This window comes from Propioniciclava sp. MC1595 (assembly GCF_017569205.1).
GTDB lineage: Bacteria > Actinomycetota > Actinomycetes > Propionibacteriales > Propionibacteriaceae > Propioniciclava.
Genome location: NZ_CP071870.1, coordinates 1,763,044 through 1,785,515, shown reverse-complemented (window position 1 = coordinate 1,785,515; position 22,472 = coordinate 1,763,044). Strand labels below are relative to the sequence as shown.

16 protein-coding genes and 1 pseudogene are annotated in these 22,472 nt (G+C 69.9%); 11 read left to right on the top strand and 6 right to left on the bottom strand.

The features are described from left to right. The first annotated feature begins 74 nt into the window (after nt 1-74). Genes J4N02_RS08495 through J4N02_RS08475 form a run of 5 tightly spaced genes read left to right on the top strand, consistent with a single transcriptional unit; the run spans nt 75 to nt 4,574 of the window. Complete coding sequence (locus J4N02_RS08495) at nt 75-347, top strand: hypothetical protein (RefSeq protein ID WP_188334394.1); 273 nt, start codon at nt 75-77, stop codon at nt 345-347. Further along, complete coding sequence (locus tag J4N02_RS08490; RefSeq protein WP_188334393.1) at nt 344-1,381, top strand: LacI family DNA-binding transcriptional regulator; 1,038 nt, start codon at nt 344-346, stop codon at nt 1,379-1,381. Before J4N02_RS08495 ends, J4N02_RS08490 begins: the two co-directional genes overlap by 4 nt. Before the next feature lie 12 nt (nt 1,382-1,393). Beyond that, nucleotides 1,394-2,701 (top strand): ABC transporter substrate-binding protein, encoded by a 1,308-nt coding sequence (locus J4N02_RS08485; RefSeq protein ID WP_188334392.1) that lies wholly within the window; start codon nt 1,394-1,396, stop codon nt 2,699-2,701. A gap of 39 nt (nt 2,702-2,740) precedes the next feature. Next, entirely contained in the window at nt 2,741-3,658 is a 918-nt protein-coding gene (locus J4N02_RS08480; protein WP_188334423.1) for a carbohydrate ABC transporter permease, read from the top strand. A gap of 1 nt (nt 3,659) precedes the next feature. Beyond that, complete coding sequence (locus tag J4N02_RS08475; protein WP_188334391.1) at nt 3,660-4,574, top strand: carbohydrate ABC transporter permease; 915 nt, start codon at nt 3,660-3,662, stop codon at nt 4,572-4,574. 12 nt (nt 4,575-4,586) lie between these two features. On the opposite strand, the gene J4N02_RS08470 is transcribed toward J4N02_RS08475, so the two are convergent. The 3 genes from J4N02_RS08470 to J4N02_RS08460 form a co-directional block, all read right to left on the bottom strand. Further along, nucleotides 4,587-6,113, bottom strand: a complete 1,527-nt coding sequence (locus J4N02_RS08470) for a tripartite tricarboxylate transporter permease (RefSeq protein WP_188334390.1) — start codon at nt 6,111-6,113, stop codon at nt 4,587-4,589. Between the two features lie 3 nt (nt 6,114-6,116). Beyond that, entirely contained in the window at nt 6,117-6,611 is a 495-nt protein-coding gene (locus J4N02_RS08465; RefSeq protein ID WP_375539369.1) for a tripartite tricarboxylate transporter TctB family protein, read from the bottom strand. 94 nt (nt 6,612-6,705) lie between these two features. Beyond that, nucleotides 6,706-6,936 (bottom strand): hypothetical protein, encoded by a 231-nt coding sequence (locus J4N02_RS08460; RefSeq protein ID WP_188334388.1) that lies wholly within the window; start codon nt 6,934-6,936, stop codon nt 6,706-6,708. A gap of 361 nt (nt 6,937-7,297) precedes the next feature. On the opposite strand from J4N02_RS08460, the gene J4N02_RS08450 reads away from it, so the two are divergent. After that, nucleotides 7,298-8,517 (top strand): IS3 family transposase gene (locus J4N02_RS08450; protein ID WP_375539382.1). Its coding sequence is split into 2 segments (ribosomal slippage): nt 7,298-7,576 and nt 7,579-8,517, totalling 1,218 coding nucleotides; the frame shifts between segments, so codons are not numbered across the junction. 38 nt (nt 8,518-8,555) lie between these two features. Here the strand turns inward: J4N02_RS08450 and J4N02_RS08445 are convergent. Beyond that, a pseudogene (locus J4N02_RS08445) lies at nt 8,556-9,683 on the bottom strand (IS110 family transposase); the annotation flags it as partial. A 252-nt stretch (nt 9,684-9,935) separates the two neighbouring features. Here J4N02_RS08445 and galK point away from each other — a divergent pair. From galK to J4N02_RS08425, 4 genes are all read left to right on the top strand, one after another. Next, nucleotides 9,936-11,141: a galactokinase gene (gene galK / locus J4N02_RS08440; RefSeq protein ID WP_188334784.1), complete on the top strand. Its 1,206-nt coding sequence runs from the start codon at nt 9,936-9,938 to the stop codon at nt 11,139-11,141. A gap of 64 nt (nt 11,142-11,205) precedes the next feature. Continuing rightward, nucleotides 11,206-12,249 (top strand): LacI family DNA-binding transcriptional regulator, encoded by a 1,044-nt coding sequence (locus tag J4N02_RS08435; RefSeq protein ID WP_188334783.1) that lies wholly within the window; start codon nt 11,206-11,208, stop codon nt 12,247-12,249. A 94-nt stretch (nt 12,250-12,343) separates the two neighbouring features. Next, the gene (locus J4N02_RS08430) at nt 12,344-16,468 is read left to right on the top strand and encodes a glycoside hydrolase family 2 TIM barrel-domain containing protein (RefSeq protein WP_188334782.1); all 4,125 of its coding nucleotides are present in this window, start codon (nt 12,344-12,346) and stop codon (nt 16,466-16,468) included. Between the two features lie 25 nt (nt 16,469-16,493). Further along, nucleotides 16,494-18,728, top strand: a complete 2,235-nt coding sequence (locus J4N02_RS08425; protein ID WP_188334781.1) for an alpha-galactosidase — start codon at nt 16,494-16,496, stop codon at nt 18,726-18,728. Between the two features lie 242 nt (nt 18,729-18,970). Here J4N02_RS08425 and J4N02_RS08420 read toward each other — a convergent pair whose 3' ends face one another. Next, on the bottom strand, nt 18,971-20,185 hold the full coding sequence (locus J4N02_RS08420; RefSeq protein ID WP_208090908.1) for an IS110 family transposase: 1,215 nt from the start codon (nt 20,183-20,185) through the stop codon (nt 18,971-18,973). 265 nt (nt 20,186-20,450) lie between these two features. On the opposite strand from J4N02_RS08420, the gene arc reads away from it, so the two are divergent. Continuing rightward, a complete protein-coding gene (gene arc, locus J4N02_RS08415) occupies nt 20,451-22,049 on the top strand; it encodes a proteasome ATPase (protein ID WP_188334364.1) in 1,599 nt (532 codons plus the stop codon). A gap of 1 nt (nt 22,050) precedes the next feature. Here arc and J4N02_RS08410 read toward each other — a convergent pair whose 3' ends face one another. Further along, nucleotides 22,051-22,467, bottom strand: a complete 417-nt coding sequence (locus tag J4N02_RS08410; protein ID WP_182815065.1) for a DUF3054 domain-containing protein — start codon at nt 22,465-22,467, stop codon at nt 22,051-22,053. Nucleotides 22,468-22,472: the final 5 nt, after the last annotated feature.

The window sequence follows — 22,472 nt, the reverse complement described above, 5'->3', positions numbered from 1 at the left end:
AGACACAGGGGCGGGTGTCTACTAAATCCACTGATGTAACCGGTTACACCGTTCCCTCACCGCGGGAGGCACCCATGGCGATCCGCGACGCGGAGTCCTTCGGGTACGTGGCTTCGACGGCGTCCGGCGACCACCACCGCGTGGCGAGCCACACTCGCCACGACGCGCACGAGGTGGACGCCGCAGGGCACCGCAGCGAGCTGCCGGACAGCCGGGGCGTTCACCTCTATCTGGACGCCGCACAGCACGGGCTCGGGTCGCGCTCCTGCGGCCCGGACGTGCGCCCGGAGCACCAGCTCTGGGCGAAGGCGGTGCGGATCGACGTCACCCTGGGGGCACGCGCATGACCCGGCCGACGATGGCGGACGTCGCGCGCGTCGCGGGGGTGTCCAAGGGCACGGTCTCCCGCGTCCTGAACCACCACCCGAAGGTGTCCGATGCAGCCCGGCAGGAGGTGCTCGCGGCCATCGAGCTCCTCGGCTATCGCCGGAACGTGCACGCCCGCTCCCTCGCCACCGGCTGGAACGACGCGATCGCCCTCATCGTCGCGGACGCCCGCTACCAGTTGTTCCGGGACCCGACCTTCTTCGTACTCATCGAGGGCGTCCGGGACGGGCTGGCCGGCACGGAGGCCAACCTGGTTCTGCTCATGGGCGGCACCGATGTGGAGGACCGGCGAACGGTGGCGTACGTCCACGCCGGGCACGTGGACGGCCTGATCCACCTTAACCCGTACGTGGACGATCCCATCACCGAGGGACTCGCGGACTCTCCCCTCCCCATGGTGTTCTGCGGCCCACGCCCTCCGCATGCGTTGCCTTCGGCGAACTGGATGGTCACGATCCAGGATCGGGAAGGGGTGCTGCAGGCCCTGGATCACCTCGCCGACCAGGGGGCGAGGAAAATTGCGATGATCGGCGGCCACCCGCGCGGGACGTCAGCGTCGGTCCGCCACGACGCCTACCGCGCGTGGCTGGGCGAGGACTACGACGCGGAGCTGTACGAGCCCGGCGACTACAGCTCGGAATCCGGGCGGCAGGCCTTCGAAAGGTTGTTCGATCGGCGTCCGGATCTGGATGCGGTCTTCTGCGCCTCCGACCGCATGGCCAAAGGGGCGATGGAGGCCGCCCGCAACCGAGGACTGACCGTTCCGGACGACCTGCTCGTCATGGGATTCGACGACCAACGACTCGCTGCGACCACCACCCCGCAACTCAGCACGATCCACCAGCCGATCCGACAAGTCGGCCGTACGGCGGTCGCCACACTCATGGCGGCGCTGTCCGGCGCGTCCCCCTCAGACACCGTCTTTCCCACCAGCCTGGTCGTGCGCGACAGCTCGGGCGTGAAAGCCGACGCGAGTCCTCTCCCTTCACCCTAAGGACGTGTACCAATGTCCCAGCCCCTGCGAACAACACCGCTGCCGAGCTTCAGCCGACGCACACTGTTGAGAGGAATGCTGGCCGCCGGACTGGCGGCGGGAGGAGCCGGCCTCCTCACGTCGTGCTCCGGCGGCGCGTCCTCGCCCAACACCGTCCGAATCGGCGCCTACCAGGGCGACGAGGTGCCGCGTCGGGCGCTGACGGCCATGATCGACGGCTACGACGGGTCGGTCGACATCGACACCAGGATCAACTTCGTCGACCACGAGACGTTCAAGAACAACCTGAACAACTACCTGCAGGGAAACGCGGACGACATCTTCACGTGGTTCGCCGGATACCGGGCCCGGTTCTTCGCCGAGAACGGCCTGGTCAGCGACCTGAGCGACATCTGGGCCGGTTTCGAGGGATTTCCCGAGTCGATCAGAAGCGCGTCTTCGTCCGTCGACGGTCGGCAGGTGCTGGCCCCGTCCACCTACTACCCGTGGGCGGTCTTCTACCGCCCGAGCGTCTGGAAGGCGCGGGGCTACACCGAGCCGAAGAACAAGGATGAGTGGCTGACCTTGTGCGAGAGGATCCAGGGTGACGGTCTGACCCCGATGGCCTTCGCCAACAAGGGCGGCTGGGAGTCGATGGGCACCTTCGACATGATGAACCTTCGGGTCAACGGCTACGACTTCCACATCTCACTCATGGCCGGCGACGAAGCCTGGGACGGTGCGCAGGTCAAGAACGTCTTCAAGGCGTGGGGGGAGTTCCGGCCCTTCGAGCAGCCGGACGCTAACGGCCGCACGTGGCAGGAGGCCGCCCAGGCGCTGCTCACCGAGCAGGCCGGAATGATGACGATCGGCATGTTCATCGGACAGCAGTTCGAGACCACGCAGTACGCCGAGGACCTCGACTTCTTCGTCTACCCCGAGTTCGATGCGGCCATCGGCGCCGACGTGGTGGAGGCCCCGATCGATGGCTTCATGATGTCCAGCAGGCCGCGGTACCCCGATGGCGCGAAGGCGCTGTTGTCGTACCTGGCCACGCCGGAGGCCGTGAACATCACGCTGAAGTACGACCCGTCGGTCATCGCGGCGAACAGCCGCGCAGACCAGAGTTCGTATTCGGCGCTGCAGAAGAAGGCGGTGCGGACGATCGAGGAGGCGAAGAATCTCTCGCAGTTCCTCGACCGCGACACCCGACCGGACTTCGCGTCCACCGTGGTCGGTCCGGCGCTCCAGGCGTACATCCAGAACCCCGGTGACATCGACTCGATCCTGCGCAGCGTGGAACGCCAGAAGCAGTCGATCTTCGGCAACCAGGCCAACTGATACCCAGGAGGTGGACAGATGTCAGTCAATACGCCCGCAATGAGCAAGGGCACGGCGACAGGCCACAAGAAGAAGGTCCCGGTGCCGATGACGAAGCTCAACTCCCGGGACAGGACGACGATGATCCTCATGGCCGCCGTACCGACGGTCCTGGTGGTCGGATTGATCTGGTTCCCGGCGTTGTTCTCCGTAATCCTGTCCTTCACCAACTGGAACGGCATCGGTCCGTTGAGCGGCATCCAGTTCATCGGGGTGCAGAACTATGTCGACATTCTCACGATCTACCCGCCGTTCTGGCCGGCGCTGACACACAACGTGTTGTGGCTTCTCTCGCTGTTCGTGATCTTCACGCCACTCGGCATGTTCCTGGCAGTGCTGGTCGACCGCGAGATCAGGGCGAGCCGGTTCTACCAGACTTCGTTCTACCTGCCGGTCGTGCTCTCGGGGGCGCTCATCGGGTTCATCTGGCAGCTGATCTACTCCCGTGATCAGGGCCTGCTGAACGTAGTGCTCGGGACGTCGATCGACTGGTACGGAAACCCGGACGTGAACCTGTACGCCGCCATGGTCGCCAACGGCTGGCGTCACACGGGTTACATCATGCTGTTGTACTTGGCCGGGCTGAAGGGCTTCGACCCCGCACTCGGCGAGGCGGCGGCCATCGACGGAGCCGGCCAGGTCAAGACCTTCTTCCTCATCACCTTCCCGGTGCTTCGCCCCACCAACATGATCGTCCTGGTGATCACCTTCATCGATGCGTTGAGAGCCTTCGATCTGGTCTGGATCATCAACCAGGGCAGGAACGGACTGGAATTGATCGCGACGTTGGTCACCGCCAACATCGCGGGCGAGGCCAGCCGGGTCGGTTTCGGCTCGGCCCTGGCGACCCTGATGCTGATCCTCAGTTCGATCTTCATCATCATTCAACTGCGCATCATGGTGAAGGGAGACAACTGACATGAGTGCCATCGTCGCTGACACCACGACCACCGACTGGAGCCAGTACGACCTCCGCAAGAACAGAATGACGCCCGCGCGCGTGCTGCTGTACGTCTTCCTCACCGTCATGGCCCTGCTGTGGCTGCTCCCCATGTTGCTCGCCCTCTACAACTCGTTCCGCGACTTCGGCTACACGCTGGAGCACGGGTACGTGTCGTTCGGTGGCTTCACGCTCGACAACTACCCCAACGCCTGGCGTCGGGGCGGGTTCTCCATGAGCTTCGGCAACTCGGCGATCATCACGATCGTCGCGGTGATCGTGACCCTCGCGCTGTCGAGCTCGATGGCGTTCGTGCTCGCCCGGGTGAAGATGCGCTTCAACTTCACGCTGTTGGCCATCTTCGTGGCGGCGAACCTGCTGCCGCCCCAGTCGCTGCTCTCCCCGATCTACCGGATTTTCCGCTCCATGCCCCTGCCGCAGTGGTTGTCGGAGTCGGGCTCGCTTCTGGACACCCACGCGAGCGTGATCCTGATCAACGTCGCGTTCCAGACGGGCTTCTGCACGTTCGTGCTGCGGAACTACATGATCGGTCTGCCGGCCGCCATGTACGAGGCCGCCGAGATCGATGGGGCGTCCCTGTGGCGTCAGTTCTACGGCATCACCCTGCCGTTGATCCGGCCCGCTCTGGCAGCTCTGGCGACGCTGCAGGTCGCGTGGATCTACAACGAGTTCTTCTGGGCAACGGTGCTGCTGCAATCCGGTGACAAGATGCCGGTGACCAGCTCGCTGAACAACCTGAAGGGCACGTTCTTCACCGACGCCAACCTGTTGTCCGCAGGCTCGATCATTGCGGCGCTGCCCGTGTTGCTGATCTTCTTCGTGCTGCAGAAACAGTTCGTGTCGGGCCTGACGCTGGGCGCCACGAAGGACTGAGACGCCCGACGATCACCGGTCCTGGGCGGCCTCCAGGGCGGCGAGCACGTTCTTCTCCTGAACGCGCCGGTAGGCATTCCACACCACGCCGGCGATCAGGATCAGGTACAGCGCGATCGTGATTGGGGAACTGACCAGCACGGCAGCGTTGTTGGACGAGTTGGCCATGGCGTCGCGCAGGGAGTACTCGGCCAGCGGCCCCAGGATGAGCGCGATCAGCACCGGGGCGAGCGGCACGTCGTAGCGCCGCATCACGAAGCCGATCACGCCAATCGCGATCATGACGGCCAGGTCGACGGTGGACGCGCCGGCGGCGTAGACGCCGAACGCGGCGAAGACGCTGATGCCGGCGTACAGGTACTCCTTGGGGACCGGCAGCAGCATCGCCCACATCGGGGCGAACGGCAGGTTGAGGATCAGCAGGATGATCATGGCGACGAACAACGAGGCCAGCAGCGCCCACACCACGTCGCCGCTGCGCTCGAACAGCAGCGGGCCGGGTTGCATGCCGTACTGCTGGAAGGCCGCCAGCAGCAGCGCCGCCGTGGCCGAGGTGGGCAGACCGAGGGCCAGCAGGGCGCCCATCGCCGTTCCGGCGGTGGCGTTGCCGGCCGCCTCCGGACCCGCGACGCCCTGGATGGATCCCTTGCCGAACATCGGCTCGGGGCGACGCGCGTCCAGCTTGCGCTCGGTGCCGTACGCCAGGAAGGTCGGCACCTCCGCCCCGCCGGCCGGGATGATTCCGAAGGGGACGCCGAAGCCCGTCCCACGCAGCCAGGCCGGCAACGCCGCCCGGAACTCCGCGCCGCTGAGCCACGGGCGGCCCTTGGCGGGGATCAGCTTCTTGTCGTCGGGGCGTCCGACATTGGACGCCACGTGGAGCACCTCGCCCACCGCCAGCAGTGCGACCGTGATGACGACGACCAAGATGCCGTCGAACAGCGCCGGGATACCGAACGTGAACCGGGCCGTGCCGGTGGACTGGTCGATGCCGACGACCGACAGGGCCAACCCGATCGCGAGGGCCGCGAGGCCCCGGATCACCGAGTCGGCCACGACGGTCGAGATGGCGACGAAGGCGAACAGCGCGAGGGCGAAGTACTCCGCGGGTCCGAAGGACGTGGCGAGGTCGGCCATCGACGGGGCGAAGAACACCACCAGGACGGTCGCGATCATCCCGCCCAGGAACGCGCCGATGGCCGCGGTGGCCAACGCTTGGGGCGCCCGGCCGCTCAGGGCCATCTGGTGGCCCTCGAACGAACTGGCGATCGCGGTGCTGTTGCCGGGCGTGTTCATCAGGATGCCGGCGATGGAGTCGCCGAACAGCCCGCCGAAGTAGATGCCGGCGAACATGGTCAACGCCGAGATGGGCTCGAGGGTGAACGTCAACGGCAGGAGCAGGGCGACCGCCATCGCGGAGCCCAGGCCGGGCAGGACGCCCACCGCGGTGCCCAGGAACGCCCCGACGGCGACCCACAGCAGGTTGGTGGGCGTCAGGACGGTGCCGAAACCGGCGAGCAGGTCCATCAACTGGTTCACGGCTCAGACCCCCAGGATTCCGGCCGGCAATTGCATGCCCAGCAGTCCGCTGAACACCACCTGGATCAACGACGCCAGTCCCAGGCCGATGACCAAGGCACGGAGGTGGTGCCGCCCGCCCAGGGCCAGGGACATTCCCACGAACAGCAGGGTCGCACTGATCAGCCAGCCCAGTGGTTCCAGCACCAGAGTGAAAGCCACCAGCGTGGCCAGGCCGATGCCTAACAGTCGCCACTTCGTTCCGGGGTCGGGCCCAGCCTGTGCTCCGGCCTCCGCCTCCGCCTCCAGGTGGGCGGCGGGGGCGAACGTGGGGTCGAACGGGTCGTGCAGTGCCGAGACGCCGCTGAACTGGTCCTGATCGGGGTCGTCGATGACCCGCTCCGGGTGCCGGAAGACCTCGACGACGACCAGCGCCGCGGTGAGCAGGCACAACGCTGCCACGATCCAGGGGAACGTCTGGGGCCCGAACGCCCCCGCGGTCGGCACCCGCATGGTGATGTTGCCGTAGATCAGCAGCCCCCGGTGGTGGCCAGGAGCGCGGCGAAGACCAGGAAGCCCTTGGCCGTGCCCGTCGTGGGCTCGGTGCTGTCGCTCATGCCAGTCCCAACTCCTTCAGCAGGTCGGCGATGGATTGTTGCTCCTCGGTGATGAACACCTCGAACTCCTCGCCGGTCAGGAAGCTCTCCTGCCACTGGTTGCGCGCCACCGTAGCTGCCCACTCGGGCGTGGCGACCATCTCGGTGACGATGGTCGTCAACTGCTGGCGCTCGGCGTCGGTGATGCCGGGTGCCCCGACCAGCCCCCGCCAGTTGACCTGGTTCACGCCGAGGAATCTCAGGCTCGGTCCCCACCCCTTGGGCGGTTCCTGAATCTTCTTGCGATCCATCACATACGGGTCCTAGTGGACATCGTCGATGTGGTGTCCCGTCGTATGGGGCTCGGCGTGCTCGCTCATGTTGTGCTCCTGACCAGACCCGGGGGAGGGAAACGGGGTTACGGCGCCGGTGGGGGGTGTCCCTATGTTTCTCGTCAAGCTGCGAGGGGTTTTGGCGTCGGGTTGGGGGCCCGGTAGGGCTCGCGGTTTCTGAGCATGGCGAACAGGACATCGACTCGGCGCCGTGAGGTTGACCCCGTAACCCGGACACCGACTTGGCGGGTTCCCTTGTCGGGGACCGCCGGAGAGGATGTCCTCGATGGGATCGACGAGGAAGAGAAGGACGTACACGCCGGAGTATCGGCGGGAGGCCGCGCATCTGGTGATCGACACCGACCGGACGATCGCAACCGTCGCCGGCGAGATCAACGTGGGTGCGCAGCTGTTGGGCCGCTGGGTCCAGCAGGAGCGCGACCGGATCGGTGCCCCACCGGAGGCGCCGCTGGACGCCTCGGAGCGGGCCGAGTTGGAGCGGCTGCGGCGGGAGAACACCGAGCTGCGGTTGGACAACGAGTTCCTGGGAAAAGCCGCAGCCTTCTTCGCAGCGAAGAACACTCCCGGCAGGAGTGCTTCGAGGTGATCGACGCGGAGAAGGCGAACTACACGATCAGCCGGATGTGCCGGCTGCTCAAGGTTGATCGGCGCCGCTACTACGAATGGTGTCGGCGCCAAGCGGCCGGGCGTACCCGGGCCGAGCAACGGCGGGCTGAGCTGACCAGCAAGATCGTGGAGTTCCACAAGGCCTCTGATGGCACCTACGGGGCGCCGAGGATCCTGCACGACCTGCGCGACGCCGGGGAGACGGTGTCGGTCAAGACGGTCGCGAAATGCATGCGGCAAGCCGAGATAGCCGGGATCAGCCCGCGTACCTGGCATCCCCCGACCACGGTGCCCGGCCCGAACCCCGACCCGGCACCCGACCTGGTCAAGCGCCGGTTCGACCAAGGCCGCCGCGATGCCGCCTGGTTCTCCGACATCACCTACCTGGCCACCGGTGAGGGCTGGGCCTACCTGTGCACCGTCCGTGACGGCCACACCCGCCGGGTCCTGGGCCGCACCGTCGCCGACCACCTCAGGGCCGACCTGGTCGAGGATGCGCTCCGCCAGGCCGTCGCCCTACGCGGCGAGTTGCCCGGCAAAGTCATCTTCCACGCCGATCGGGGCTGCCAGTACACCAGCCAGCAGCTGGCCGACCTGTGCGGCGAGCTGGACCTGCTCCGCTCCATGGGACGCACCGGGGTGTGCTGGGATAACGCGGCCGCCGAATCGTTCTGGTCAACGTTCAAGAACGAGTACTACCACCGGCACGTGTTCGCCACGATCGGCGCCGCCCGCCGCGGCGCCTACACCTGGATCGACGCCTGGTACAACGCCCGCCGACGCCACTCCAGCATCGGCTACCTCAGCCCACTACAGTACGAACACCACCTGGCCCGACAGGCCGACCAGACGGCCCTCCAAGCCGCCTGACCAAACAACCACCTGTCCGGGATTCGGGGTCAACCTCACCGGGAGAGGCAGATGAGTGCGGCGTTGTGTTTCTTGCCTTGGGCTCGTTTCCGGTCGTACTAGGCCCTGCTGACGGGATCGGATCTGAGCGCGGCGAACGATGACAGGAACAGGGCCCGTTTGAGGTGCTTGTTTCCCGATCTGGCTGGGAACTCGCCCCGGATGCTGGTTCCGGAGCGGTGCGTGACGGGTGCGAGGCCGGCGTAGGCGGCCAGGTGTCCGGCGGTCGGGAACAAGGAGGCGTCGCCAACGTCGAGCAGGATCCGTGCTGCGGTCCTGACCCCGACGCCTGGCATCGAGGTCAGGACCTCGGCAAGAGGGTGAGCATCAACAACCTTCTCGACCTGCGCAGCCAACTCGGAGCGCTGGTCCAACGTCTGGCGCAGGGAAGCGGCGAGCTTCGGCAGAACCTGTTCGGCCGCGGCAGTCCCGGCAACAACAACGGTCTGCTCGGACAGGGCCTGGGTGATGGCGTCGGCGAAGTTCTGGGCGTGACGCGGGTTGGCTTTGGTGATGACCCGCAGCAGCTTGGACTTCGATGCTGCGGTCATGCCTTGGGGTCCGCCGAGCTGCTCGATCACAGCGAGGCCTTGCCTGGTGGCCAATCGGGGTCCGACAACGCGTTCCAGCGCGGGATGGATCTGCGTGAGCAGTCCCCGGATCCGGTTCGACAACCGAGTCGCTTCCGCAGCCAGGTCCTCATCGAACCCGACCAGAACCTTCAACTCCGCCAAGGTCTCTTCGCCCAGGTCGACCCGGCGAAGGGTGTGCGGCATCGTTCGAGCGGCGTCGGCGATGACGAACGCGTCGCGCGCGTCGGTCTTCGCGTTGCCCGGATAGAGATCGGCGGCCCTTCGCATCGCGAGGCCTGGCAGGTAGGCGACCTGGATGCCCATCGACCGGGCGACGGCGATGGGCAGCGCGCCGATCGTGTTGGGCTGGTCGACGATCACCAACACCCGACCGTGCTCGGACAGCCTCGTGAACAAGTCTTCGAGCTTGGACTGGTCCTGCGGCAAGGGCTTGTCGAACACCTTCTTGCCGGCGGCGTCGAGGGCGCAGGCATGGTGGGCTTGCTTGCCCACGTCGAGCCCGCACCAGATGTCGAAGCCGAGGTCGTTGTGCATGACGGCCACCATCCTTCCATCGAAACGACGGTCGTCGGAGTGGTGATGCGTCAGCTGCCGGCACCCACGTTACGAAGAGACCTGTGTTGAGGCCGTGTCCCTATCAGCGGTCATCTGGCGCCACCAGGCCCGGTGACAACACCCCCCGGATCATGCGTGAGACAGGGGCAGTAAGTCATGCCGGGCCCGGCGACCGTAACCCCGCCCTACGGGGTCACCAGAAAGGTAACGGGGCGCATTAGGCTGCGGGTCATGTCGAACCACATTTCCCTCCTGCCCGCCTGGGACGACGCGGAAGGCGTCCGGAGGGCCTCGGAACTCTTCCTCGCCACGTACGGCAGCCGGCCCGACGGCGTGTGGGCCGCACCCGGCCGGGTGAACCTGATCGGCGAGCACCTCGACTACAACGGCGGCTTCAGCCTGCCGTTCGCGCTGCCCCACCGCACGTTCGTGGCGCTGGCGCGCCGCGACGACGAGTTCGTCCGGCTGGTCTCGGATCTCGGCGCGGGCGAGCCGTGGACCGGCTCTCTGGACGACCTCGGCCCGGGCCGGGCGGCCGGCTGGATCGCGTACGCGGGCGGGCCCGCCTGGGTCCTGCGCGACGAGGGCCTCCCCGTGGGCGGGTTCGACGCGGCGATCGCCTCCTGCGTGCCCCTGGGCGCCGGGCTCTCCTCCTCCGCGGCCCTCGAGACCGCGGTCGCCCTGGCCCTCGACGAGCTCTTCCACGACGGGACCCTCGGCGCCGACGACGCGGGCCGCACCCGGCTCGCGGCCGCCTGCGTGCGCGCCGAGAACGAGGTGGCCGGGGCCGCGACCGGCGGCATGGACCAGGCCGCAGCGCTCCGCACCACCGCCGGGCACGCCCTGCTCATCGACAGCCGTGACGCCTCCGTCCGGCAGGTCCCGCTCGACCTGGACGCCGCGGGCCTCGCCGTGCTGGTGATCGACACCCGCGCCCCCCATGCCCTCGCCGACGGCCAGTACGCGAGCCGGCGGGCCGCGTGCGAGCGGGCGGCCGCGCGCCTCGCCGTCCGGACGCTGTGCGAGGTGGCCGACCCGGAGGCCGCCCTCGCGCGGCTGGACGACCCGGAGGAGGTTCGCCGCGCGCGGCACGTCTTCACGGAGCAGGAGCGCGTGCGCCGCGTGATCGACCTCGTGTCGGCCTCGCGGCTGTCCGAGATCGGGCCCGACCTGGACGGCTCCCACGCCTCGCTGGCGGGCGACTACGAGGTCAGCTGCCGCGAGCTCGACGTCGCGGTGTCGGCCGCCCGCGACGCCGGGGCCCGGGGTGCCCGGATGACCGGCGGCGGGTTCGGGGGCTCGGCCATCGCGCTCGTCGAGCGGGGGGCCGAGTCGCGGGTGGCGGACGCCGTGGCTTCGGCCTTCGCCGAGCACGGGTTCAACCCCCCGGCGTTCCTCGTTGCCCGCGCGTCCGCGCCCGGCGGCCGGGTGGCCTGAGCCAACGCGTTACCGCTAACGTTCCGGGTGGGCCGCGGGCGCCCGTGAGGAGGTGACGGCGAGCATGGCGATCGAGGCCTCCGCTCCGGAGGGCGGCCCGCCCGACCGGCCCGCCACGATCTACACCGTCGCGGAGGCGGCGGGCGTGAGCCACCAGACGGTGTCCCGCTACCTCAAGGGCGATTCCCTGCGACCCGGCAACCGCGAGCGGGTGGAGCAGGCGGTGAAGGCCCTGGACTACCAGGTCAACGACGTCGCGCAGGCCCTCTCCACGAAGAAGTCGCACCGGATCGGTGCGTTCGTGTTCGACATCGACGACTGGGCGCCGCAGCGCATCCTGGCCGGGGCGGCCAAGGCCGCGCGCTCCGCGGGCTACATCCTCGACATCCTCCGCGTCGACCCGGAGGACTACGTGTCGTTGCGGAACGCCGTCCGCCTGATGAACCGCACCATGCTGGCGGGGGTCGTGGTCATCTCGCCCTCCGACCCGATCCTGCGGCTGCTGCAGCTCGAACGGCTGAGGGTCCCGTGGGTCGTGGAGGCCGAGCCCGTCCTGGGCCCGGACGACGACCGCGCCCTCCAACACCCCTTCGCCCGGGTCGTGAGCCACCTCGCCGACCTGGGCCACGAACGCTTCTTCCACATCGGGGGCCCGGTCTCCTGGCCGGCGGAACGGAACCGCCGCGAGGCCTACCGGCAGACGCTCGCCCGCCGGGGCCTGACGAACTGCGGCGAGACCCAGGGGCTGTGGGGCGCCGCCGCCGGCTACGAGGCCATGGCGTCCTACCCCCACGCGGACGCCCCCACCGCGATCGTCGCGGCGAGCGACCAACTGGCTCTGGGGGCGCTGTTCTGGCTGCAGGAGCACGGCGTCCGGGTCCCGGACGACGTCAGCGTGTCGGGCTACGACGGCATCGCGGACACGGCGTACTACTGGCCGCCGCTCACCACGGTGGCCGTCGACTTCCCCCGTATGGGACGCAACACGGTGCAGGCGCTCTTGGCGCTGGAGGGCGGCGGCGGGCCGCCCGACCTGGGGATGCCGGTCGGGGAGCTCGTCCCGCGCGCGTCCACGGGCCGCCCGGGCGGGGGCATCCCCGCACCCTGAAAGCCACGGAGCGACTTTTCCGGAACCCTTGCCACATGCGAAATGTTACCGGTAACGTTGGGTCCGTCTCGTAGGCCAGCTCCCGGGAAGTCCCATGACGATCACAGCCCAGCACCCGCACCCCCTGCGGCTCGGCGCTGCCTACTACCCGGAGTACCAGCCGAGCCTCGAGCGCGACCTCGACCTGATGCGCGCGGCTCACTTCAACGTGATCCGCGTCGGCGAGTCGGTGTGGTCCACCTGGGAGCCCCGGAACGGGGAGTTCGACCTCGAGTGGCTGCAGCCCGTGCTCGACGGCGCCCACGCCCAGGGAATCGGCGTGATCCTGGGGACGCCCACCTATACGGTTCCGCCGTGGCTGTGGCGGACCTACCCCGAGATCGCGGGCGACGTCGCCACGGGCCGGCCCCAGGGCTGGGGACGGCGGCAGGAGGTCGACATCACCCACGCCGCCTTCCGGTTCCACGCCGAGCGCGTCATCCGCGCCGTGATGGCCCGGTACGCGGCACACCCGGCCGTCATCGGGGTCCAGGTCGACAACGAGCCGGGCGCGATGCTGCTGCACAACCACAACACCTTCGTCGGGTTCCTCGACTGGCTGCGCGAGCGCTACGGCGACGTCGAGACCCTCAACCGCGCCTGGGGACTCGTGTACTGGTCGCACCGAATCGGCGACTGGTCGGAGCTGTGGTGTCCGGACGGCAACCTGCAACCGCAGTACGCGCTGGCCTGGCGGCGCTACCAGGACGAGCTGGTCACCGGCTTCATCGGCTGGCAGGCCGACCTCGTCCGGCAGTACATGCGCGACGACCAGTTCGTCACCACGTGCGTCGCGCTCGACCGCCCGGCCGTGCACGAGGAGCAGGTGGTCCGCCGTCTCGACGTGCCGGCCCTCAACGCGTACCACGGCGTCGAGGAGCACCTCGACCTAGCCCAGCAGCTGACGCGTCCGGACCACTGGATCCGCACGGGGGTGGCCGGCCTGCTCGAGCTGGGCGACCGCGGCTATGCCCTGCGACAGGAACGGTTCCTCGTGACGGAGACCCGACGATCATCATCTACTTCGCGCTCCAGAAGCACTTCGTCGCCGGCCTCACCGTCGGGGCGACCAAGGGCTGACCCGCCACCCCGCCCCCGGCGCCGAGCCGGGGGCGGGTTCGCGACCCACCTCGACCATCACCGGACGCCGCCCGCGTCCACCACCACCGCCCGCCCGAGCGAGGAACCCATGCCTGCCACCGCTTCTCCCGACATCGCCTACATCGAGGAGATCTCCCCCGGCTCCGGACGCCGTGTGGCGCCACGGGCGCACCTGAACAGCGACTCTCCCGTGCTCGACCTGTGCGGCGACTGGCGGTTCCGCCTCTACCCGAGCGCCGGCGAGGCGGACGCCGCGGCGTCCGACCCCGGCTTCGACGACTCGGGCTGGGACGCCATCGACGTCCCGTCGCACTGGGTGCTGCGCGGCGACGGGCGCTGGGGGCGTCCGGCCTACACGAACGTGAAGTACCCGTTCCCGCTGGACCCGCCGCACGTCCCGGACGCGAACCCGACCGGCGACCACCGGCGGCGCTTCGTGCTGCCGCCCGACTGGCTCGCCGGCGGGCGCGTGTGGCTGCGGTTCGACGGGCTCGAGTCGCTGGGCCGGGTCTGGCTCAACGGCCATGAGGTCGGCGTCGTGCGCGGCAGCCGGCTGCGCCAGGAACTGGACGTGACGGACCAGGTCCGGGCGGGCGGGAACGTGCTGGTGGTCCGCGTGCACCAGTGGTCGGCCATGTCGTACGTCGAGGACCAGGACCAGTGGTGGCTTCCGGGGATCTTCCGCGAGGTCACCCTGCTGCACCGCCCCGACGCGGGCCTCGACGACGTGTGGCTACGCGCCGACCGCGACCCTGCGACCGGACGCGGCACCCTGACCGTCGAGCTGTCGTGCCCGCCGGAGGCCTACCCCGTGCGGGTGAGGTGCCCCGAGCTGGGTCTGGAGGCCGAGCTTCGGGACGCCGCGGCGGCACACGCCCTCGACGTCGGCCCCGTCGAGCCGTGGAGCGCCGACGTACCCCGGCTGTACGAGGTGGTGGTGGCGAACGCCGCCGAGACGGTCACGGTGCGGACGGGCTTCCGTCGCGTCGAGGTCGTGGGCGACGCCTGGCTGGTGAACGGACGCCGCCTCCGCCTCCGCGGCGTGAACCGTCACGACTTCGACCCGATCGAGGGCCGCGTGTTCGACGCCCCGAAGGTGCGCGAGGCGATGCTGCTCATGAAGCGGCACAACATCAACGCGATCCGCACCAGCCACTACCCGCCCCACCCGGTGCTGCTCGACCTCGCGGACGAGTTGGGCTTCTGGGTCATCGACGAGTGCGACCTCGAGACGCACGGCTTCGAGACGAACGGCTGGGTCGGCAACCCCTCCGACGACCCCGACTGGCGCGAGGTCTACCTCGACCGCGCCCACCGCATGGTCGAGCGCGACAAGAACCATCCCTGCATCATCGCGTGGTCGCTCGGGAACGAGTCCGGGCAGGGGGGCAACCTGGCCGCAATGGCCACGTGGATCCGTCGGCGCGACCCGGGGCGTCCGGTGCACTACGAGAACGACCACACCGACCGGTACGTCGACGTGGTGTCGCGCATGTACGCCACCGTCGAGGAACTCGTCGAGCTCACCCGGACGCGACCGGGTCGCCCGATCATCGAGTGCGAGTACGTCCACGCGATGGGCAACGGCGCCGGCGGGATCGCCACGTACGAGGCCACATTCGACGCGCATCCGGCGCTCCACGGCGGCTTCGTGTGGGAATGGCGCGACCACGGCATCCTCACGGCCACCGCCGACGGCACTCCGTTCCACGCCTACGGCGGCGACTTCGGCGAGGTCTTCCACGACGGGAGCTTCGTGTGCGACGGCATGGTGCTGGCCGACGGGACGCCGACCCCGATGCTCGCCGAGTACGCGGCGGTGGTGACGCCCATCAAGGTGGTCCTGGCGGCCGAAGGGGTGACCGTCGACAACCGGCGCCACGACGGCGACACCGGCGACCTCACCTTCGGGTGGGTGCACGAGGTCGACGGCCGCGCGGTGGCGTCCGGGATCCTGGCCGTACCGCCGGTTGCGGCAGGCGACTCCACGTCCGTGCCCCTACCGACCCTCGACCGCGGCGCGGCGGGTGAGCACTGGCTCACCGTCACCGCGGCCCTGGCCGACCGGACGCCGTGGGCCACGGCCGGGCACGTGGTCACCACCGCACAGCTGCCGCTCGGGGTCGTCGAGCCGGGGGCGTCCGCCGCGCCGGTGGCCGCCCCGGAGCCCGCCGTCCCCAGCGACGACGGGGGGTACGCCCTCGGCGAGGCCCGGTTCGACCGCTGGGGACACCTGCTGTCGGTGGGCCCGCTCCCCGCCCTCGGCGGGGAGGTCACGCTGTGGCGCGCCCCCACCGAGAACGACTCCCTCGCGACGCGCGGGTCGTACGAGCTGGCCGACCCGGCCGAGACCATGGGGCTCGGCGTCGACGGGCCGTCGTCCGCCGAACGGTGGCGGGAGGCCGGGCTCGACCGGCTGCAGCCGCGGCTCGTGGCGCTGGTGCCAGGGCCCGACGGGCTCACCACGCGGTACCTGCTCGCCGCCGCCAACTCGGCGCAGCACCTGACCGTCGAGCAGCGGTGGCGGTGGTCAGCCGGCGCCCTGCAGCTGGACGTCGACGTCCAGCCGTCGGCGGGCTGGACCGTCACGTGGCCGCGCGTGGGCGTCCACCTGCGGCTGCCCGCCGGGTACGCCGAGGCGTCGTGGTTCGGCACGGGCCCGGGCGAGAACTACGCCGACAGCCGGGTCGCCGCGCGCGTGGGCCGGTTCTCGGCCGCCGTCGACGACCTCACCGTGCGGTACGCCGTCCCGCAGGAGAGCGGGCACCGCGAGGCGCTGCGTGAACTTCGGCTGGCCGGCGCGGGCCTGCCTTCGTTCAGCGTGACCACCACCCCCGTGGCCGGGGCCCGCCCCGGCTTCGTGGTGGCGCGCCACAGCGCCGAGGAGTGGACGGCCGCCCGCCACCCCCACGAGCTTCCCCGCTCCCACGGCGTCCACCTCTACCTCGACCTGGCACAGCACGGCCTCGGCTCCCGCTCGTGCGGGCCGGACGTCCGGCCCGAACACGCGCTGTGGCCGCGTCCGGTGGCGGCGTCCGTCCTGTTCAGGGTCGGCCACGTCGACCGTGCCGACGGCTGACCACCCCCGCCCACCGGAGGACCCGATGACCACGACCCCCCTCCACGCCTTCGTCCACCTGCGCTCCGAAGGCGTGAGCGTGCTGCTGGACTGCACCCGGGGCCGGCTGCCGGCTCTCGCCCACTGGGGTGCCGACCTCGGGGAGGTGTCCGCCGCGGACGCCCTCCGCCTCGTCGAGGGCGGCGTCCACCCCATCCCCCAGAACATCGTGGACGAGCCGGTCCGCGTGGCGCTGCTCCCCGAGTCGTGGACCGGCTGGGCCGGCCGCCCGGGTCTCAGCGGTTCGCGGGGCGGGCGGGACTGGTCACCGAGGTTCACCACCACGGCCCTCACCGTGGCCGGCCGGGCGGTCGAGTCGCCGGGCGGCGACGCGACCGTCGTCGCCGGGGGGTGCGCGCTCGTCGAGGTCGCCGCCGTCGACGACGTGGCCCGCCTGAGGCTGCTGCTGCTTGTCGAACTGCTGCCGGGTGGCGTGCTGCGCTCCCGGGCCCGGGTCACCAACCTGGCCGCCACGGCCTACCAGCTGGACGATCTGGTGCTGGCCTACCCCGTCCCCCCGGTGACGCGGGAGCTCCTCGACCTCTCCGGCCGCTGGGGCCGGGAACGCTCGCCCCAACGGCGCGGCTTCACGGTCGGCGTCCACCTCCGGGAGGGACGCCGCGGCCGGACGGGCGCCGACGCGGCCACCGTGCTGCACGCCGGGACGCCGGGGTTCGGCTTCGCCCACGGGGAGGTGTGGGGGGTGCACACCGGATGGAGCGGCAACCACACCCACTACGCCGAACGCTTGGCCACTGGCGAGCAGGTCGTCGGCGGCGGGGAGCTGCTGCTCCCCGGTGAGGTGGTGCTCACCGAGGGTGAGAGCTACACCTCGCCGTGGGTGTACGGCTCGTACGGGACGGGGCTGGACGCCGTCGCCCGGCGCTTCCACCGCTACCTGCGCTCACGGCCGCAGCACCCCGCCACGCCCCGGCCGGTGACCCTCAACACATGGGAGGCCGTGTACTTCGACCACCGGCTGGAGCCGCTGGTGGAACTGGCCGAGAAGGCGGCCGCGATCGGCGTCGAACGGTTCGTCCTGGATGACGGCTGGTTCGGATCGCGCCGCGACGACCACGCCGGGCTGGGCGACTGGTGGGTCTCGCCCGAGGTGTGGCCGCAAGGGCTGCACCCGCTGGTCGACAGGGTCACGCAGTTGGGGATGCAGTTCGGCCTGTGGGTCGAGCCGGAGATGGTCAACCTGGACTCCGACATCGCCCGCGCCCATCCGGAGTGGGTCATGGCGACCGGAGGGCGGACCCCCGTCCCGTCGCGCCACCAGCAGGTGCTGAACCTGGGCATTCCGGAGTGCTACGCCCACATCCGCGACGCCCTGTTCGCGATCCTCGCGGAGTACGACATCGCCTACCTGAAATGGGACCACAACCGCGACCTCGTCGACGCGGGCAGCCACCCCGACGGGCGTCCCGGCGTCCACGCGCAGACCCTGGCCGTCTACCGGCTGCTGGACGAGCTCCGCGCGGCCCACCCACGGTTGGAGATCGAGTCGTGTTCCTCGGGCGGGGGGCGGGTGGACCTCGGCATCCTCCAGCGCACCGACCGGGTGTGGGTGTCGGACTGCATCGACCCCCACGAACGCCAGATGATGCAGCGCTGGACGGCGCAACTCCTCCCCCCCGAGTTGCTGGGCTCCCACGTCGCCTCACCCACCTCGCACACCACGGGCCGCACCCACGACCTCGGCTTCCGCGCGGCCACCGCGCTCTTCGGCCACTTCGGCATCGAGTGGGACCTGCGTCGTGCCTCCGAGCGTGACCTGGCCGAGCTGTCCGCATGGGTCGCGTTCCACAAGCAGCAGCGCGACCTGCTCCACCGTGGCGACCTGGTGCGGCTCGACTTCCCCGACGCCTCGCTGACGGCGACCGCCGTCATCGCGCCGGACCGGTCGCGGGCGCTCTACTCCTTCGCCAGCGTGGACCGTGCGGACGTCGTGCTGCTGGGCCGGCTGCGCTTCCCGGGCCTCGACCCCGACCGCCGGTACCGGGTGCGCCCCCTGATGGTGGGCACCCCCCCATCCGGCCTGTTCCCGCCTCCGTGGTGGGGCGTGGGGACGGCCGTGGGACAGAGGTCCGGCGGCGGCCCCGAGGGGGCGCACGCCGGGGTCGAGCTCCCCGGAAGGATCCTGACCGAGGTGGGGCTGGCCCACGCGCCGGTCGACCCCGACCAGGTGGTGCTCTTCGCCGTGGACGCCGTCGGCTGACCGACGGGCCGGCGTCCGCGGAGCCGCCGGGGTCGACGACCTGCCGGACCCACCGGTCGTGGTGTCGGTGGTGGGCGTCCGGGTCGTGCTCGTGGGTGTGCTCGATGGGCGGGTGCCGATGCCGATGCCGGGTTCCCGTCGGCACGGCCGTGCCGTGCTCGTGCTGGTGGTGTTCGTCGTGCGTGTGCCAGGGGTCGTGGCTGATCGGCTCGTGCCGATGGGGGGTGTCCCTATGTTTCTCGTCAAGCTGCGAGGGGTTGTGGCGTCGGGTTGGGGGCCCGGTAGGGCTCGCGGTTTCTGAGCATGGCGAACAGGACATCGACTCGGCGCCGGGAGAGGCAGATGAGTGCGGCGTTGTGTTTCTTGCCTTGGGCTCGTTTCCGGTCGTAGTAGGCCCTGCTGACGGGATCGGATCTGAGCGCGGCGGACGATGACAGGAACAGGGCCCGTTTGAGGTGCTTGTTTCCCGATCTGGCTGGGAACTCGCCCCGGATGCTGGTTCCGGAGCGGTGCGTGATGGGTGCGAGGCCGGCGTAGGCGGCCAGGTGTCCGGCGGTCGGGAACAAGGAGGCGTTGCCAACGTCGAGCAGGATCCGTGCTGCGGTCCTGACCCCGACGCCTGGCATCGAGGTCAGGACCTCGGCAAGAGGGTGAGCATCAACGACCTTCTCGACCTGCGCAGCCAACTCGGAGCGCTGGTCCAACGTCTGGCGCAGGGAAGCGGCGAGCTTCGGCAGAACCTGTTCGGCCGCGGCAGTCCCGGCAACAACAACGGTCTGCTCGGACAGGGCCTGGGTGATGGCGTCGGCGAAGTTCTGGGCGTGACGCGGGTTGGCTTTGGTGATGACCCGCAGCAGCTTGGACTTCGATGCTGCGGTCATGCCTTGGGGTCCGCCGAGCTGCTCGATCACAGCGAGGCCTTGCCTGGTGGCCAATCGGGGTCCGACAACGCGTTCCAGCGCGGGATGGATCTGCGTGAGCAGTCCCCGGATCCGGTTCGACAACCGAGTCGCTTCCGCAGCCAGGTCCTCATCGAACCCGACCAGAACCTTCAACTCCGCCAAGGTCTCTTCGCCCAGGTCGACCCGGCGAAGGGTGTGCGGCATCGTTCGAGCGGCGTCGGCGATGACGAACGCGTCGCGCGCGTCGGTCTTCGCGTTGCCCGGATAGAGATCGGCGGCCCTTCGCATCGCGAGGCCTGGCAGGTAGGCGACCTGGATGCCCATCGACCGGGCGACGGCGATGGGCAGCGCGCCGATCGTGTTGGGCTGGTCGACGATCACCAACACCCGACCGTGCTCGGACAGCCTCGTGAACAAGTCTTCGAGCTTGGACTGGTCCTGCGGCAAGGGCTTGTCGAACACCTTCTTGCCGGCGGCGTCGAGGGCGCAGGCATGGTGGGCTTGCTTGCCCACGTCGAGCCCGCACCAGATGTCGAAGCCGAGGTCGTTGTGCATGACGGCCACCATCCTTCCATCGAAACGACGGTCGTCGGAGTGGTGATGCGTCAGCTGCCGGCACCCACGTTACGAAGAGACCTGTGTTGAGGCCGTGTCCCTATCAGCGGTCATCTGGCGCCACCAGGCCCGGTGACAACACCCCCCGGATCATGCGTGAGACAGGGGCAGTAAGTCATGCCGGGCCCGGCGACCGTAACCCCGCCCTACGGGGTCACCAGAAAGGTAACGGGGAAGTTGCCACTGAAATGGCTACGCTGCCCCCATGACTGACGAAGTCGCCCTGCGCGCCGAGGTCGCCGAACGGCGGCTCGCGCAGGCGCGGGCGGACGCCCGGGCCCTGGCCCAGCACAACGACAAGCTCAACGTCACCCTGCGGGAGGCCCGCGACCAGCTCCTCGCCCTGCGGGAGCAGGTGGCCGCGCTCGCGCTGCCGCCGCAGCAGTTCGGGATCGTGGTCGGGCTGCCCGAGGCGGGGCTGGCCGACGTCCACGTCGGCGGACGCCTCGTGCGCGCCGCCGTGGCCCCCGAGGTCGTCGCCGTCGAGCGCCTGGGCGTCGGGGCCGGGGTCCTGGTCAACGAGGCCCTCGTCGTCGTCGCCGTCACCGACCACCGGCCCGCCGGGGAGGTGGTGCGGGTGCGCGAGCGCCTCGACGCCACGTCGGCCTTGGTGGCGGGCGCCAATGACGAGGAGGTCGTCGTCCAGCTGGGCGCCGCCCTGCGCGACGCCGAGATCACGCCGGGCGAGTCGCTCCTGGCCGACCGGCGCGCGCTGGTCGCCTGGGCGTCGGTCGCCCGCACCGACGTCGAGGAGCTCACGCTGGAGGAGGTCCCCGACGTGAGCTGGGCCGACATCGGCGGGCTCGACGACCAGATCGCGCAGGTCCGCGACGCGGTCGAGCTGCCCTTCCGGCACCGGGACCTGTTCACCGAGTTCGGGCTGGCCGCCCCCAAGGGCGTGCTGCTCTACGGGCCCCCCGGCTGCGGCAAGACCATGGTCGCCAAGGCGGTGGCCAACTCGGCCGGGTCGTCGTTCCTGAACATCAAGGGCCCCGAGCTGCTCAACAAGTACGTCGGCGAGACCGAGCGCCAGATCCGGCTCACCTTCGCCCGCGCCCGCGAGGTCGCCGAGGCCGGCCGCCCCGTGATCGTGTTCTTCGACGAGATGGACTCGCTGTTCCGCACCCGCGGCTCGGGCGTCAGCTCCGACGTCGAGTCGACGATCGTGCCGCAGCTGCTCGCCGAGATCGACGGCGTCGAGTCGCTGGCCAACGTCATCGTGATCGGCGCGACCAACCGCGAGGACCTGATTGATCCCGCCATCCTGCGCCCCGGACGCCTCGACGTGAAGATCCGCCTCGACCGGCCCAGCCGCGACGGGGCGGCGGAGATCCTCGGGCTGTCCCTCACCGACGCCACGCCGTGGAACGGGGCCGAGGCGGCCTCGGCAGGCGGTGTGGCCGCGCTGAGGGCGTCCGTGATCGCCGACGCGGTGGCCGACCTGTACGCCGAGACCCCGCGCAACGAGTTCGTCGAGGTCACCTACGCCAGCGGCGACCGCGAGGTGCTCCACGTGGGCGACTTCGCCTCGGGCGCGATGCTGGCCAACATCGCCTCACGGGCGAAGAAGGCCGCCATCAAGGAGCTGCTCGACGGGGGCGAGCGCGGGGTGCGCCGCGGTCACGTGCTGGACGCCGTGCGGGCCGAGGTCGAGCAGAACGAGGACCTGCCCAACACCACCAACCCCGACGACTGGGCGAAGCTGTCCGGACGCCGCGGCGAGCGGATCGTGTTCATGCGGACCCTGGCCGGCGGGACGCGCGGCGGGGGAGTGCGGGCTCTGGACGCCCGGGCGGGCAGTTAAGTCAGCCCGCGTTGCGGCGGGCCGGGTTGCCGGACCGCCGCGGGTCCTTCGCCCGCTGGGGCACGGGCTTGTTGCGCTGCAGCAGCCACCGCACGGCGCGCCAGCCGATCAGGAACGCTGCCAGCACGAGCGCGGTGACGACGACGAAACCGATCTCGGCGGTGTCGCCGAGCAGCAGGCGGAAGGTCAGGCCGAGCACGACCGTCATCGCCCAGACGAACAGGCCGTTCTTCAGCGTGAGGCCGCTGTGCTTCTTGAGCAGGAAGCCGATCCACGCCATGAGCGTGCCCGCCAGGAACGGGAGCGCGGTGCGCTGGATGCCGTCGAAGTCGAGGGCCTCGCTGTGCGAGGCCCGACCGATGATGACGAACACGATGACCAGCGCGAGGTCGGCGAGGATAGCGGCGATGCGGCCCATGGCCA